Here is a 13,553-nt window from a genome sequence, read left to right as displayed (position 1 = left end):
GCACCGCCGTCGCGGAGAATGGGGAGATGCGTCTGGTGATCACCGCCGACACCCACGTGCCGGCGCGGGCCAAGGACCTGCCGGCGCCGCTCTGGGCGGCCGTCGACGCCGCCGACGTGGTGCTGCACGCGGGAGACTGGGTGGACGAGGCGCTGCTCGACGCCCTGGCCGCCCGGGCCCGCCGGCTCGTCGGCGTGTACGGCAACAACGACGGGCCGGCGCTGCGCGCCCGGCTGCCGGAGGTCGCCCGGGTGGAACTCGACGGACTGCGGATCGCGGTCGTGCACGAGACCGGGCCGAAGGCCCGGCGCGAGGAGCGCTGCGCGGCCCGCTTCCCCGACACCGACCTGCTCGTCTTCGGTCACTCGCACATCCCCTGGGACACGGTCGCCCCGGGCGGGCTGCGCCTGCTCAACCCGGGCTCGCCGACCGATCGGCGCGCCCAGCCGTACGCCACCTTCGTGACCGCGCGGGTGGCGGCGGGGCGGCTCGACGAGGTCGAGTCGCACCGCCTCCCGCCGCGTCACTGACCGCGGCCGGTCTCCTCCTGAAGCTCGTCGATCCGCTTGGACGCCTCGGCCTTCGTGAGCCCCTCCGGCAGGTCCTCGCCGGCCTCGCGGGCCAGCGTGGCCAGGTACGACTCCTGCGCCGCCGTCGGCGGCTCCTCGCCGGTGACCCACTCGTCGGGGTCCTTGATCGCGCCCTGCGGATTGGCCCGGGTGCTGTCGCGGTCCGCCATCATCTCCACCTTTCCTCGAACAGACGTGCCAATACCCCGCCCCGGGCCGATCCATGCGGCGGCCCGGACGGGGTCCTGTCGTCCGCCGGCGATCCGGCTCGGACCCCCACCCGCCCCGCCGTCCCGCCGGCCTGCCGGGGTGGCCTTCGCGCGCCGACGTGCCCGGGTCGATCTCGTCCGCCCGCCGGGCGTCGGGGCGCATACGATCACCCGGTGAGCGCGGACCGGGCGGGTGTGGTGGTGGTCGGCGCCGGCATCGCCGGGGTGGCCTGCGCGACGGAACTGGTCCGCGCCGGCGTGCCGGTGGAGATCCGGGAGCGCGCCCGGGTGGCCGGTGGCCGGCTGGCCAGCCGCCGCTTCGACGGCCGGCCCGCCGACACCGGTGCCGCGTACCTCACCGTCAGCGATCCCGACTTCGCCGAGGTGGTCGAGGGGTGGCGGGCCGCCGGGCTGGCCCGGGAGTGGACCGACACCTTCGTCGCGTACGGCGCCGACGGCCGGCGCGAGGTGCCCGGCCCGATGCGCTGGGCGGCGCCCCGGGGGCTGCGGTCGCTGGTCGAGCACCTGGCCCGGGACCTGCCGGTGACCGTCGACCGGCTCGTGCTGGGCGTCGAGCCGGGGCCGGTGGTGGACGGACGGGCCTGCGAGGCGGTGGCCCTGGCGATGCCGGGGCCGCAGGCGGCCCTGCTGCTCGACCCGGCCCTGGACGCCGCCACGCGGGTCGTGCAGGCGCAGCGGTGGTCGCCGTCGCTGGCCGGGGTTCTGCGCTTCCCGAGTCGCCGGTGGGCCGCCTTCCGGGGCGCGTTCGTCAACGACCACCCGCTGCTGAGCCTGGTCTGCGACGACGGCGACCGGCGCGGCGACGGCGCGCCGGTGCTGGTCGCGCACACCACGCCCGGGTTCGCCGCCGGCCACCTCGCCCAGCCCACCGGCGCCGGGCCGGCGATCGAGGAGGCCGTCCGGGACCTGCTGGGGCTGCCCGAGCCGGCGGTGCACGTGCACGTGCACCGCTGGAGGTACGCGAAGCCGACGGCCGGCCGGGGCGGCACCTACCACCTGGACGCCGACGGCGTCGGGCTGGCCGGCGACGCCTTCGGCGAGCCCCGGGTGCAGAGCGCCTGGCTCTCGGGCCGCGACCTCGGCCGCGCCCTGGTCGCCCGCCTGACCTGACCGCCCGCCCCGGACCTCGGGTCGCCGCCGCCTGACCGGGCCCCGGCCAGGCCGATCGCTCGCCGCCGACTGACCGGTCGCCCCGGTCTGCGCCGACCGGTCAGCGCGTGACAGCGACGGGCTCGCCGGCGCGGCCCCGCTCGGACGGGTCGGCGGTGCGATCGCCCCTGCGGTCCAGCAGTTGCATCACCGGGGTCGCCGCGACACCGTGCACCACCACCGACACGATCACCACGAGGCCGACGGTCGCCCAGATCAGGTCCGCCTGCGCGAAGTCGGTCTTCGCCGTCGCGTACGCGAGGTAGAACAACGAACCGACGCCGCGGATGCCGAACAGCGCGATCACCCAGTGCTCGGCGGGCCGGCCCGGCGCGCCGAGCAGGGACAGCCGGCCGACCAGGGGCCGGACCACGAAGACCAGCGCCAGCCCGACCGCGGCGGCCGGCCAGGTCAGCGGGGCCAGCAGCCCGCCCACCACCGCGCCGCCGAAGAGCAGCAGCAGCATGACGGTCAGCAGCCGCTCGATCTGCTCGGCGAAGGCGTGCAGCACCGAGTGGAACTCGTGGGTCCGTTCGGCGGCCCGGATCGCCCGGGCGGCCACGAAGACCGCCAGGAAGCCGTACCCGCCGACCACCTCCACCAGCCCGTACGCCAGGAAGGTCGCGGCGAGGGCGAGAAAGCCCTCGGCGTGACGGGCCAGCCGCAGCTCGCTCGGGGCCCGGAAGAAGAGCTTGCCGAGCAGCCAGCCGATCAGCCAGCCGCCCGCCACCCCGGCGACGATCTTCCAGAGCACGTCCACGGCGAGCCAGCGGCCCAGCCAGTCCGCCGGGGCGAGGCCGGCGGTGGCGATGGCGATGGCCGCGTACACGAAGGGGAAGGCCAACCCGTCGTTGAGCCCGGCCTCCGAGGTGAGGGCGAAGCGGACCTCGTCCTCGGAGTCCTCGACGTCGGTGGGCTCGCCGACCTGCACGTCGGCGGCGAGCACCGGGTCGGTGGGGGCGAGGGCCGCCCCCAGCAGCAGCGCGGCGGCCGGCACGAGCCCGGCCCACCACCAGCCGAGCAGCGCCACCGCGGCGATGCACACCGGCATGGCGATGGCCAGCAGCCGCCACGTCGACGACCAGCGGGCCCAGCTCAGCGGCCGGTCGATCTTGAGGCCGGCGCCCATCAGCGCGACGATCACGCCGATCTCGGTGAGGTGGGTGGCGATCTCCGGGTACGCGAGCGGATCGGGGTTCGGCAGCCCGGTGGGAAGGACGAAGGCCAGCATGCCGAGCCCGAGGAAGGCGATCGGCATCGACAGCGGCCGGCGTTCGAGCACCCGGGGCAGGACCCCCGCCAGCAGCGCGCCCAGACCGACCACCGCGAACGCCACGTCTACCGGCTCCACGACACCACCTCTCCGCGTCGCCCACGGCGTGCGGGCAGGCGGAGAGAGTCCTTGCCCCCGGAGGTCTTTTCGTATTCCTGTCCCGATCGACTTCGTGTCCCGGTCCGGTGCGGTGCGACCGTCACGCCGTGGCGATCGGCGAGTCCGGGAGGGCGGCGAGCAGGGCCGCGGGATCGTCGTAGACGGCCAGCGCCCCGGCCCCGGCCAGCTCGCCCCGACTCGTCCCGCCGCAGGTCAGCCCGACGCACGGGATGTCCAGCTTGCCGGCGGCCGCGACGTCCCAGACCGAGTCGCCGACGAAGACCACCCGCTCGGCGGCCAGCCCGGACTGCTCCAGCGCGGCCACCAGGATGTCGGGTGCGGGCTTGCTCTCCTGCGCGTCCGCCGCGCAGGTCACGGTGTCGATCACGTCGTCGGCGGCCAGGGCCCGGCGCAGCGCGGCGACCTCGTGCTCGGCGGCGGAGGTGGCCAGCACCACCCGCAGCCCCCGCTCCGCGCAGGCCCGCAGCAGGTCGGCCGCGCGGGGCAGCGGGACCAGCCGCTCCCAGTACTCCGCGAAGAGCGCGTCGTGGGCGTCCCGCAGCTTCCCGTCCGCGCCGCGGTCCCGCTCCGGGCCGAGCAGGTGGTCGAGCAGTTTGTCCGAGCCCATCCCGATGGCGCGGTGGATCTCCGCCATCGGTACCTGCCGGTCGGTCTGGCGCAGCGCCTCCCACCAGCTCACGGTGTGCAGGTATGTGGTGTCGACCAGGGTGCCGTCCACGTCGAAGAGGACACCGGCGGGCTGTTCGGTGGGCATGGTGTTCCTCCTACCCCGTGCCGGGCCGGCTGACGCCACCGCTCAGCCGGACGGGATCAGCAGCTCGAACCAGACCGTCGAGCCGCGTACGGTCGGGTCCGTCCCCCACGCGTCGCTCAGCTCCTCGATCAGCCCGAGCCCCCGGCCCCGGCTGCTGAGCGTGTCGGTCTGCGCCCGGGTGACCGTGCCCCGGGTGCCCGAGTCGGCGACCGACACCAGCAGCCGCTCCGGGCTCAGGTCGATCTCCACGCGGGCGGCGGTGCCGGCGTGCAGCAGCGCGTTGGTGGTCAACTCGCTGGTGCAGAGCACCGCCGCGCCGATGATCGACTCCGGCACCTGCCACTCCGTGAGCTGCCCGGTCATCCAGTGCCGCACCCGGCTCGGCGCGGTCGGCTCGGCCGGCACCTCCATGCTCGTCGACCGGCTCGGCCGCAGCGCGTGCTCCACCGCCAGCACCGCGACGTCGTCCTCGGTGGCGCCGGGCACCGCCGCGGTCGCCACCGCGCACAGCGCGCGGGGGTCGCCGCTGCCCGCCCCGGCCACCGCCTCGGCCAGGGCGTCCAGGCCCGCCGTCAGCCCCTGCCAGCGCCGCTCCACCACGCCGTCGCTGAACAGCAGCAGCGTGTCGCCGGGGGCGAACCGGACCGTCGCGGTGGGCGGCCGGCAGCCCAGGCCCAGCGGGGCGCCGGCGGGCACGTCGACGTACTCGGCGACCGGCTCGCCGTCCGGGGCGCACCGACGGATCAGCGGGGCGGGGTGGCCGGCGCTGGCCAGGGTGAGCTGCTGCCGCTCGGCGTCGACCACCCCGAAGACCACGGTCACGAAGAGCTCCTGCGTGTCGCCCTCGGCGCCCAGGCTGGTGACCAGCCGGTCGAGCCCGGCCAGCACGGCGTCCGGGCGCGGATCGGTCAGCGCCAGCGCGCGCAGCGCGGCCCGGACCTGCCCCATCCGGGCCGCGGCCTGCACGTCGTGGCCGGCGACGTCGCCGAGCACGATGCCCAGGCCGCCCGTCGGCAGCAGGAACGCGTCGTAGAAGTCCCCGCCGGCGGCGTTGCCGTCGACGCCCGGGTCGTAGCGGGCGGCGATCCGCATCCGGGGCAGGTCCGGCAGGTGCTCGGGCAGCATGCTGCGCTGCAGGAGCTGGGCGGTGCCGTGCTGCGTCTCGAACCGGCGGGCCCGCTCGGCCGCCTGGCCGACCAGCTCGGCGGACGCGGCCAGCAGGGCCCGCCGGGCGGCCGACCAGACGCGCGGGGCCTGGTAGCCGACGGCCAGCCCGCCGCGGACCACCGACGCCCGCAGCGGCACCGCGGCCAGCGCCCGGATCTTCTGGTCGTGCCGGTCCACCGCGATCTCCCGCAGCGGGTGGCCGTCGTCGACGAAGAGCGGCACGCCGGTGCGGGCGGCCGACGCGACCGGGCCCTCCCAGTCCGGCGGGATGCGCCGCCACAGCGGGGGGAGCCGCTCGTCGGCCTCGTCCATCAGCTCGCCGCGTACGCGCCGGACCATCCGCCACCCGCCGCCGCCCTCGTCCACCGCGAACGAGACCCGGTCGGCGTCGAACGAGGTGATCGCGTAGCGCAGCGTCACCCGGGCCACGTCGTCCAGGGTGAGGGTGCCGGCGAGCGCGGCGGCGAAGTCGCTGAGGCTCTGCAACTGCTGGGTGACCTGGGCGGTCTCCGCGGCCACGGTCAGCACGCCGACGATCCGCCCGGCGCTGTCCCGCACCGGGGAGTGGCCCCGGGTGAAGACCCGCTGCTCGACCGGGCCGGTGCGCCGGTGCAGGGGAAGGGTGGACTCCTTCTCCAGGAACGGCTCGCCCGAGCGGTAGGCGCGCTCGACGGCGTCGCCGACCCCGGGCATCGGCCAGACCTCCGGGAACACCTCGCCGGCCGGCCGGCCCACCGCCCCCGGGTGCCGGTCGCCGATCAGCTCCGCGTACCCGTCGTTGTAGAGCAGCAGGTGGTCGGCGCCCAGGGTGAGGGCCATCGGCACGGGTGAGGCGAGGACGACCTCGGTCGTCGCGCGGACCGCCGGGTCCCACGAGTGCCACGGGCCGAGCGGGGTGCCGGCCCAGTCGTGGCCGAGGACGGCGGCCGCCGCGCCCGAGGCGGAGGGCGCCCCCGACACCGGGGCTGGTGGGTTGGGGACCCGTCCGACCGTTCCTGGCATGAACGCAGCCTAACCGGACCACCCGGCACCCGTTCCCGATCATGTCCCGCGCGTCGTCCACGGCGAATGTTCGGCCAGGTCGGGACGGTTCTGTGATGACATGTCGGGAAAAAGACGGGGACCGGCACGGCGTGCCGCGTCGGCGACCGGGTAAGCGCCCGACGCAGTCCATGCGACAGGAGGGACATCATGCCGGAAACCCTCGCGGTCAGGCAGGTCGACATCGGCGACGCCGTGGCCGACATGTGGAGGTCGGTGCTGCTGTTCATACCGCGGGCCGTCGCGTTCATCGCGATCCTCGTGGTCGGATGGCTCATCGCCAGAGCCGTGCTGAAAATCGTCGACGCGGCGCTGGAACGGGTGAACTTCGACAAAGCGGTCGAACGGGGCGGCATCAAGCGCGCGCTGGAACGCACGAAGTACGACGCCAGCGACATCCTGGCGAGACTCGCCTACTACGCCGTACTGCTGTTCACCCTGCAGTTCGCCTTCGGGGTCTGGGGACCCAACGCGATCAGTGACCTGATCCGCGGCGTGGTCGCCTGGCTGCCACGCGCCTTCGTGGCGATCATCATCGTCGTCGTGGCCGCCGCGATCGCCAACGCCGTCCGGGACCTGGTCACCGGGGCGCTGGGCGGGCTCGCGTACGGCAAGATCCTGGCCGACCTGACGGCGATCTTCATCCTCGCGCTGGGTGTGATCGCCGCGCTGAACCAGGTGGGCATCGCCACCACGGTGACCACACCGGTGCTGATCGCGGTGCTCGCCACGGTGGCCGGCATCCTGATCGTCGGCGTCGGCGGCGGTCTGGTGAAGCCGATGCAGAACCGCTGGGACGGCTGGCTGAACCGGATGGCCGAGGAGTCGCGGGCGGTGCAGGAGCACCGCCGGGCCCGGGCGGCCGGCGAGACCGACGTCGGCCGCCAGATGGCCGACCGGGCGGCGGCCGAGCGCGCCCAGGCCATGCCGCAGGAGCCGACGATGGCCGGCGGGCGTGGCACCTACCAGTCGGGGAACGTGGGCGACGAGACCCAGCAGTTCCGCCGCTGATCGAGCCGGTGACGGCCAGTCGGGAGGGGTGTCCGCGAACGTGGCGGGCGCCCCTCCGGCGTGCCGGCGGACGCGGTCGGCCCGCTCAGACGCGGGGGAGCGGACCCGGCGCCGGGGTGCCCAGCGAGCGGGCCAGCGCGCAGACCGCGAGCAGCCGCGTGAGCAGCCAGTCCGGCTCGGACCAGTCCACCGGCGCCGCCGTCGGCTCCCAGCCGTGCTCCAGCGCGGCCGCGCGCACGCCCTCCGCGTAGCCCGCGAGTGCGGCGGCGCTCAGCGACCGCCGGTCGCCGTCCAGGCTCTCCCGCACCGCCGCGGCGTGCTGGTCGACCAGGGCGAGCAGTCCCGGCCGCGCCGCGGCGGCGGCCAGCCCCTCGACGCCGACCGAGGTGGACAGGAGGGCCAGGGTGGCTCGCGCCGAGCCGGCGGCGGAACGGGCCTCGACCCGGTTGAACGGCACACGCATGGGAAACGAGGCTATCCGGCCGATTCCCCGGTCGACCTCGGCCACTCGGCGGGTTTTTGGTCCTCCACCGATCGGTCAACCCGGCCACCGGGATTGACCCGGCGCGGGCGGGGCAGGAGGAGAACCGCCCGGACGGGCGCAGCCGACACCGTGGAGGAACGGATGGGACAGCACGTGGACGGACCGGACGAAAGGCACCGCCGGCCGGCCGGGGTCAGCGACGAGACGGTGGCCGCGCTCGGCAAGCTCAGCGAGGCGCTGGAGTGCGTCGAGCGGGTCCGCGGCCACCTCTACTCGATGCACCAGCTCGTCGGGCACGCCGACCTGATGCTCGACGACGCCGTGGAGATGTTCCGCGCCGCCGGGCACCCGCACATCGCCGAGCGCATCGACACCGAGCTGCTGGGCCGCAACGTGATCGCCGGCCGCTGGACGTTCCAGATCGTCGAGGACTTCGACGACGGGTACTACGCCCTCTTCCGCGACCTGGACCGGTCGGCCCGCGAGGAGCTGGTCGACGGTCGCCGGCACCTCTACGAGGCGGAGATGAAGGAGCGGCGGCGGAGCCGGGGCCGCCCCGGCCACGAGGCGCGCCCCGGCGGAGCGGGCTAGCGGCCTTTCTCCGGTCACGAGGCGCGCCGGAAGCGGGCCCCGCACAGGCGCCCAGGGGGCCGCGCCGGCCCCGAGGCGCGCTCCGCCGGTGCGGGGCTAGCGCGCCGCCACCGCGTGCTCCTCGGCCGCGATGCGCAGCGCCACGACCAGCCGGCGGTAGAGGTCGTCGCCGGCCAGCAGCTCGGAGTGGGTGCCCTGGGCCCGGATCCGGCCGTGCTCCATCACCACGATCCGGTCGGCGTCGAGCACGGTGGAGAGCCGGTGCGCGATGGTCACCACGGCCCCGGCCGCCGCGCGCTGCCGGACGCACTCCTGCAACGCCGCCTCGGTCAGCCCGTCGACCTGCGCGGTCGCCTCGTCGAGCAGCAGCACGTCGGGGGTGCGCAGCATGGCCCGCGCCAGGGCGATGCGCTGGCGCTGCCCGCCGGACACCTCCGTCGACGACAGCGACGTGTCCAGTCCGTCCGGCAGCGAATCGACCTTGTCGTCGAGCCGGACGGCGCGAAGAACCGTCCGGATTTCCTCGTCCGTGGCGTCCGGGTGGGTGAAGCGCAGGTTGTCACGGATGGTGCCGGGCACCACGGGGGTCTCCTGCTCGACGTACGCGAGCCGGGCCCGCACCTCGTCGTGCCCGTGGGCCGCGTACGGGCGGCCGTCGAGGAGCAGTTGCCCCCGCTCGGGCTCCAGGAAGCGCAGGATCAGCGAGAACAGCGTGGTCTTGCCGGCCCCCGACGGCCCCACGATCGCGGTGTGCCCGCGCCGGGGAATGGCCAGGTCGATGTCGTGCACCGCAGCGGGCGCGTCCGGCCCGTACCGGGCGGTGACCCCACGGAACACCAGCACCGGCTGCTCCGCGTCGGGTGTGCCCGGGTGTTCGGTCGGGGCGGACACCGGGCCCGCCGGCTCGGCCGGGATGGTCTCGACCTCGCGGATCCGCCCCGCCGCGGCGATCCCGGCCTGCAACGCCGTGGTGTTCTGGGTCAGCTCGGTGATCGGCCCCATGAGCTGGAACGTGTACAGCAGGAACGCGATCAGGCTGGAGATCTCCAGCAGATCACGCTGGGCCCGCCAGGCGCCGATGCCCAGGATCGCGATCACCGCGAGCTGGATCCCCGTCCAGGCGATGGTCCAGACCGACGCGGTCACCCGCGCCGCCCGTACGCTGTGCGCCGCCGCCTGCCGTGCGTCGGCGACGATCCGCTCGGTCAACCGGGCCTCGGCCCGGCTGGCCTTGACCGTCCGGATCGCGCGCAGCGCCCCCTCCAGCGTGCCGCCGAGCGTGCCCATCGACTCCTGCGCTGCGGCCTGCGCCGCCGCGATGCGGGGCATGAGCGCGCCCATGACCGCCGCGACGACCAGCACGGCCACGATGGTGCAGCCCAGCAGGAACAGGTCGAGCACGCCCATCAGCACCAGCGTGCCGAGTAGGGCGATGCCGGCGTTGACCAGGCCGACGATGCTGCCGGACGCCTCGCGCAGCAGTTGCGTGTCGGAGGTGGCCCGGGTGACCAGCTCGCCGGTGGGTCGGCGTTGCAGGTCGCCGACGCGGGCCCGGAGGTAGTGCCGGACGATCGCGGCCCGGGCGTCGAGCACGATGTGCTCGGCCAGCGTCCCGAGCAGCCGCCACTGCCACAGCGAGATGGCCGCGCCGACGACGACGAGCGCCAGCAGCAGGCAGATCGGGCGGGCCATCGACCCGCCGGCGCCCAGTGTGTCCAGGACCCACTTGGTGACCATCGGCGTCGCGAGCCCGGCCGCGTTCGCGGCGAGCCCCAACACGAGCCCGAGGGCCATCGTCCGCCTGTGCGGGGCGAGGAACGACGCGAGCGTACGCATCCGGGATGGCGCCGGCACGGAGGAAGTCATGCCCTGAATGGAACAGCGATGTTCCAATCCAGTCAAGCGCTATACCGAAACGACGTATTGCTATCCTCGCCGCGTGACCGATACGCAGGTGTCCGGCAGCCGGGCCCGGACCCGCCAGGCCATCGTCGGCGCGGCGATCGAGGTGCTGGGGCGCAACCCCGCCGCCTCCCTCGGCGACATCGCCGCCGCCGCCGACGTGGGGCGTACGACGCTGCACCGCTACTTCGCCGAGCGCGCCGACCTGCTCGCCGCCGTCGGCACCGAGGCCGGGGCCCGGCTGGCCCGCGCGACCGCCCAGGCGCGGATGGCCGAGGGCAGCGGGGCGTCGGCCGTGCGCCGGCTCTGCCAGGAGTACTTCGACCTCGGCAGCCTGCTCTCGCTGATCTTCACCGAGCCGGGCCTCGCCGCCGCCCCGACCACCGAGGGGCCGGCCGGCTGCGATCCGGAGTTCGCCGCGATGGTCGAGCGCGGCCACCGCGACGGGACCATCGACCCGGAGCTGCCGGCGGCCTGGGTGCAGAGCCTGGTCTGGTCCCAGCTGTACGCCGGCTGGGCCTACGTCGCCGAGACCGGCGCCTCCCGGCACGAGACGCTGCGCCTGATCCTGCGCACCGTCGACGGCGCGATCGCGGTCAAGCCGGGCTGATCCCGCGCGGCGAGGGCCGCGCTCTCCGCAGCGCTAGTCCGTCGAGCGCGCGTCGGCCGGGCGGCGGCGGGCCGCGTCGTCGGCGATGATCACGGTCGCCACCATCAGCGCCACGCAGAGGCTGAACAACCAGGAGTCGTCCGAGACCAGCTTGGCGGAGACGGGAGCCTGGAGCGCGGCGAGGAGAAAGCCGAGCCAAGCCAGGCGGCGCTGACGCGTGGAGAGGAAGCCGGAGCCCTGTTGCATCCCGAAAGTCTTGCGCGCGACCCAGGGGTTGCCGTCAGCCGAACGGCCGATTCTGGATGAGCTGTCCGTTTCTCCACCCGTCCGGACCGCACTTTTTGTCCCTGCGGGGGAGGCCCGGTCGCGGCGCCGGTGACACGAGGCAGGATGGTGGTTCGTGTCCACTGTCCCGCCCCGCGCCTCGCTGCTCCTGCTGGCCTACCTCGCCTTCGTCAGCCTCGGCCTGCCCGACGGGCTGATCGGGGTGGGCTGGCCCTCGATCCGGGCCGACTTCGGCGTGCCCACCGAGGCCGTCGGCCTGGTCCTCACCGCCGGGACCGCCGGCTACCTCACCTCCAGCGTGCTGGCGGGCTTCACGCTGGCCCGGCTCGGGGTCGGCTGGCTGCTCGCCGGCAGCACCCTGCTGGCCAGCCTCGCGCTCACCGGCTACGCGTTGACGCCCGGCCTCGCCCTGATGGTGGGCTGCGCCCTGGTGCTCGGTCTGGGCTCCGGCGCGATCGACTCCGGGCTCAACGCGTACGCCGCCGGCGCCTTCGGTCCGCGCCACATGAACTGGATGCACGCCTTCTTCGGCCTCGGGGTGGCGCTCGGGCCGCTGATCATGACCGGGGCGCTCAGCGCGGGGCTGGCCTGGCGCTGGGGGTACGGCCTCGTGGCGACGGCCCAGCTCGTCCTGGCCGCCGCGTTCGCGCTGACCGTCCGGGCCTGGCGGGACCGGGCCCCGGCCCGCGAGCCCGCCGGGCCCCCGGTCGGCGCGGCGCCCGTCGCCCCGCCGACCGTCACGCCGGTACGCGAGACGCTGCGGCTGCCGGCGGTCTGGACCGGCGCGCTGGCCTTCGCCGTCTACGTGGCGATCGAAGTGGACGCGGGGCTCTGGGCGTTCCTGCTGCTCACCGAGGGCCGCGGCCTCGGCGCGGCGGTCGCCGGCATCTGCGTCTCGGGCTACTGGGGGTGCCTGTTCGTCGGGCGGGTGGTGCAGGGCGTGGTGGCCGAGCGGCTGGGCGCGGGGGTGGTGCTGCGGGGCAGCCTGGTCGGGATGGCCGTCGGCGCGGCCCTGATCGCGGCCCCGGCCCCGGCCTGGCTGGCCGTGTCCGGGCTGTTCGTCGTCGGGTTCGCCGCCGCCCCGGTCTTCCCGCTGCTCACCCTCACCACCGTCGACCGGGTGGGCGCCGCGCACGCGGACCGGACCATCGGGCTCCAGATCGGCGCCGCCGGGCTGGGCGGGGCGCTCGTCCCGGCGGGGATCGGCGTGCTGCTCGGCAACACCTCGGTCGAGCTGCTCGGGCCGGCGCTGGTCGTGCTCGCGCTGGCGCTGATCGCGCTGCACGCGGCGGGCACCCGCCGGCAGCACGACCGCCACCGGGCCGGAGGTGCCGGCCGGCCGGTGCCGGCGACCCGCTGAACGGACCGGCGCCGGCCCAGGCCGATGGCGCCGACCGGCCGGTGCCGGCGGCCCGCTGAGCTGCGGCCGGCGCAGGCCAGGCGACGCCGAGGGAGACCGCCAAGGCGGCTCCGCACGATGATGGAGACCCGATGAGCATGGCCCCGAGGACCGGCGGGGCGCTCGCCCGCGCCGGCCGCGGCTCACATCGTGTCGGGGCCGGTCCGTCCGGTCGTGGAGGGGCGGTAGGCGCGCTGCGGGTCGGTCGGCTCGCGGCCCGCCCCGGCGGCCTGCCCGCCGCGGTCCACCGCCTCCGGCCCGTGCCCGAACGCGGCCTCCTCGCCGGCGTCGTTGCCCGTCGCGTCGTCGGCCTGGCCGTCCAGGGTCGACCGCGCGACGGCCTTGTCCAGTTCCGGTAGGGGAATCCGTTCCTCGTCCCGCCACACCGTGTTCTCGTCCGTCATACCCATCGCGGTACCCGGGCCGACTCCCCGCAAACGGCGATGGCCGCCGGGGGAGCCGGCGGCCATCGGAGTTCGTTGCCCGGGGGCGGGGGATCAGGGCTGCGGCCGGTCGACCCTGCCGCGCCAGGCGCCGGTCTCCTGACCGCGCCGCTCGATGAACTGCTTGAACCGATCGAGGTCGCCCTTGGCGCGCCGGTCGACGATGCCCAGCTTGTCGCCGGCCTGCTCGACCACGCCGTGCGGCTCGAACTCGAGTTGCAGGGTGACCCGGGTGGTGTCCGGGTCCAGCCGGTGGAAGGTCACCACTCCGGCCTGCTTCGTGCCGCCGGTCGAGCGCCAGGCGACCCGTTCGTCCGGGAGCTGCTCGGTGATCTCGGCGTCGAACTCGCGCTTCACCCCGGCGATCTCGACGGTCCAGTGGGTCATCGTGTCCGACAGTTGCCGGACCTCCTGCACCCCCTCCATGAAGTGGGGGAACTCCTCGAACTGGGTCCACTGGTCGTACGCGGTGCGCACCGGGACGGAGACGTCCACGTGTTCGGTAACGCCACTCATCAGGCATCC

Annotated in this window: 15 protein-coding genes; 6 read left to right on the top strand and 9 right to left on the bottom strand. The window is 75.2% G+C overall.

Going from position 1 to position 13,553, the window contains the following annotated elements:
• The first annotated feature begins 26 nt into the window (after positions 1-26).
• On the top strand, positions 27-530 hold the full coding sequence (locus ABT006_RS14260; protein ID WP_350706348.1) for a metallophosphoesterase family protein: 504 nt from the start codon (positions 27-29) through the stop codon (positions 528-530).
• Here ABT006_RS14260 and ABT006_RS14255 read toward each other — a convergent pair.
• Positions 524-739, bottom strand: a complete 216-nt coding sequence (locus ABT006_RS14255; RefSeq protein ID WP_350706346.1) for a DUF3072 domain-containing protein — start codon at positions 737-739, stop codon at positions 524-526. The two genes, ABT006_RS14260 and ABT006_RS14255, sit on opposite strands and share 7 nt — an antisense overlap.
• Positions 740-973: 234 nt before the next feature.
• Between ABT006_RS14255 and ABT006_RS14250 the strand changes: the two genes are divergently transcribed.
• Entirely contained in the window at positions 974-1,909 is a 936-nt protein-coding gene (locus tag ABT006_RS14250) for an NAD(P)/FAD-dependent oxidoreductase (RefSeq protein ID WP_350706685.1), read from the top strand.
• A gap of 100 nt (positions 1,910-2,009) precedes the next feature.
• Here the strand turns inward: ABT006_RS14250 and ABT006_RS14245 are convergent, their stop codons facing one another.
• From ABT006_RS14245 to ABT006_RS14235, 3 genes are all read right to left on the bottom strand, one after another.
• Positions 2,010-3,299, bottom strand: coding sequence for a cation:proton antiporter (locus ABT006_RS14245; RefSeq protein WP_350706344.1), 1,290 nt, complete (start codon positions 3,297-3,299; stop codon positions 2,010-2,012).
• A 121-nt stretch (positions 3,300-3,420) separates the two neighbouring features.
• A complete protein-coding gene (locus ABT006_RS14240) occupies positions 3,421-4,095 on the bottom strand; it encodes an HAD family hydrolase (protein WP_350706342.1) in 675 nt (224 codons plus the stop codon).
• Between the two features lie 42 nt (positions 4,096-4,137).
• Positions 4,138-6,264 carry an ATP-binding SpoIIE family protein phosphatase gene (locus ABT006_RS14235; RefSeq protein ID WP_350706341.1) on the bottom strand — a complete coding sequence of 709 codons (2,127 nt, stop codon included), beginning with the start codon at positions 6,262-6,264 and terminating at the stop codon, positions 4,138-4,140.
• 189 nt (positions 6,265-6,453) lie between these two features.
• On the opposite strand from ABT006_RS14235, the gene ABT006_RS14230 reads away from it, so the two are divergent.
• A complete protein-coding gene (locus ABT006_RS14230; protein ID WP_350706340.1) occupies positions 6,454-7,314 on the top strand; it encodes a mechanosensitive ion channel family protein in 861 nt (286 codons plus the stop codon).
• Positions 7,315-7,399: 85 nt separating this feature from the next.
• Here the strand turns inward: ABT006_RS14230 and ABT006_RS14225 are convergent, their stop codons facing one another.
• Positions 7,400-7,777, bottom strand: a complete 378-nt coding sequence (locus tag ABT006_RS14225) for a DUF6401 family natural product biosynthesis protein (protein WP_350706338.1) — start codon at positions 7,775-7,777, stop codon at positions 7,400-7,402.
• Between the two features lie 162 nt (positions 7,778-7,939).
• On the opposite strand from ABT006_RS14225, the gene ABT006_RS14220 reads away from it, so the two are divergent.
• On the top strand, positions 7,940-8,389 hold the full coding sequence (locus ABT006_RS14220) for a hypothetical protein (protein WP_350706336.1): 450 nt from the start codon (positions 7,940-7,942) through the stop codon (positions 8,387-8,389).
• 96 nt (positions 8,390-8,485) lie between these two features.
• On the opposite strand, the gene ABT006_RS14215 is transcribed toward ABT006_RS14220, so the two are convergent.
• Entirely contained in the window at positions 8,486-10,255 is a 1,770-nt protein-coding gene (locus tag ABT006_RS14215; protein WP_350706334.1) for an ABC transporter ATP-binding protein, read from the bottom strand.
• Positions 10,256-10,328: 73 nt separating this feature from the next.
• Between ABT006_RS14215 and ABT006_RS14210 the strand changes: the two genes are divergently transcribed.
• On the top strand, positions 10,329-10,901 hold the full coding sequence (locus tag ABT006_RS14210; RefSeq protein ID WP_350706332.1) for a TetR/AcrR family transcriptional regulator: 573 nt from the start codon (positions 10,329-10,331) through the stop codon (positions 10,899-10,901).
• 33 nt (positions 10,902-10,934) lie between these two features.
• On the opposite strand, the gene ABT006_RS14205 is transcribed toward ABT006_RS14210, so the two are convergent.
• On the bottom strand, positions 10,935-11,147 hold the full coding sequence (locus tag ABT006_RS14205; RefSeq protein ID WP_350682944.1) for a hypothetical protein: 213 nt from the start codon (positions 11,145-11,147) through the stop codon (positions 10,935-10,937).
• 154 nt (positions 11,148-11,301) lie between these two features.
• Here ABT006_RS14205 and ABT006_RS14200 point away from each other — a divergent pair, with 154 nt between their 5' ends.
• Positions 11,302-12,546, top strand: a complete 1,245-nt coding sequence (locus ABT006_RS14200; RefSeq protein WP_350706330.1) for an MFS transporter — start codon at positions 11,302-11,304, stop codon at positions 12,544-12,546.
• A 182-nt stretch (positions 12,547-12,728) separates the two neighbouring features.
• On the opposite strand, the gene ABT006_RS14195 is transcribed toward ABT006_RS14200, so the two are convergent.
• Both ABT006_RS14195 and ABT006_RS14190 read right to left on the bottom strand, forming a co-directional pair.
• The gene (locus ABT006_RS14195; protein WP_350706329.1) at positions 12,729-12,989 is read right to left on the bottom strand and encodes a hypothetical protein; all 261 of its coding nucleotides are present in this window, start codon (positions 12,987-12,989) and stop codon (positions 12,729-12,731) included.
• Between the two features lie 93 nt (positions 12,990-13,082).
• Complete coding sequence (locus ABT006_RS14190; protein ID WP_350706327.1) at positions 13,083-13,544, bottom strand: SRPBCC family protein; 462 nt, start codon at positions 13,542-13,544, stop codon at positions 13,083-13,085.
• Positions 13,545-13,553 lie beyond the last annotated feature (9 nt).

The sequence above is a fragment of the Micromonospora sp. NPDC002717 genome (genome assembly GCF_040295705.1).
Lineage (GTDB): Bacteria > Actinomycetota > Actinomycetes > Mycobacteriales > Micromonosporaceae > Micromonospora.
Note: the sequence above shows the minus strand (reverse complement) of the source record. Positions and strands in the feature narration are given on the sequence as shown.

Excerpts from the sequence above, each read along its gene's own strand:
- ABT006_RS14260 (WP_350706348.1), top strand. The coding sequence starts at position 27 with ATGCGTCTGGTGATCACCGCCGACACCCACGTGCCGGCGCGGGCCAAG.
- ABT006_RS14255 (WP_350706346.1), bottom strand. The coding sequence starts at position 739 with ATGGCGGACCGCGACAGCACCCGGGCCAATCCGCAGGGCGCGATCAAG.
- ABT006_RS14240 (WP_350706342.1), bottom strand. The coding sequence starts at position 4,095 with ATGCCCACCGAACAGCCCGCCGGTGTCCTCTTCGACGTGGACGGCACC.
- ABT006_RS14235 (WP_350706341.1), bottom strand. The coding sequence starts at position 6,264 with ATGCCAGGAACGGTCGGACGGGTCCCCAACCCACCAGCCCCGGTGTCG.
- ABT006_RS14230 (WP_350706340.1), top strand. The coding sequence starts at position 6,454 with ATGCCGGAAACCCTCGCGGTCAGGCAGGTCGACATCGGCGACGCCGTG.
- ABT006_RS14225 (WP_350706338.1), bottom strand. The coding sequence starts at position 7,777 with ATGCGTGTGCCGTTCAACCGGGTCGAGGCCCGTTCCGCCGCCGGCTCG.
- ABT006_RS14220 (WP_350706336.1), top strand. The coding sequence starts at position 7,940 with ATGGGACAGCACGTGGACGGACCGGACGAAAGGCACCGCCGGCCGGCC.
- ABT006_RS14215 (WP_350706334.1), bottom strand. The coding sequence starts at position 10,255 with ATGACTTCCTCCGTGCCGGCGCCATCCCGGATGCGTACGCTCGCGTCG.
- ABT006_RS14205 (WP_350682944.1), bottom strand. The coding sequence starts at position 11,147 with ATGCAACAGGGCTCCGGCTTCCTCTCCACGCGTCAGCGCCGCCTGGCT.
- ABT006_RS14195 (WP_350706329.1), bottom strand. The coding sequence starts at position 12,989 with ATGACGGACGAGAACACGGTGTGGCGGGACGAGGAACGGATTCCCCTA.
- ABT006_RS14190 (WP_350706327.1), bottom strand. The coding sequence starts at position 13,544 with ATGAGTGGCGTTACCGAACACGTGGACGTCTCCGTCCCGGTGCGCACC.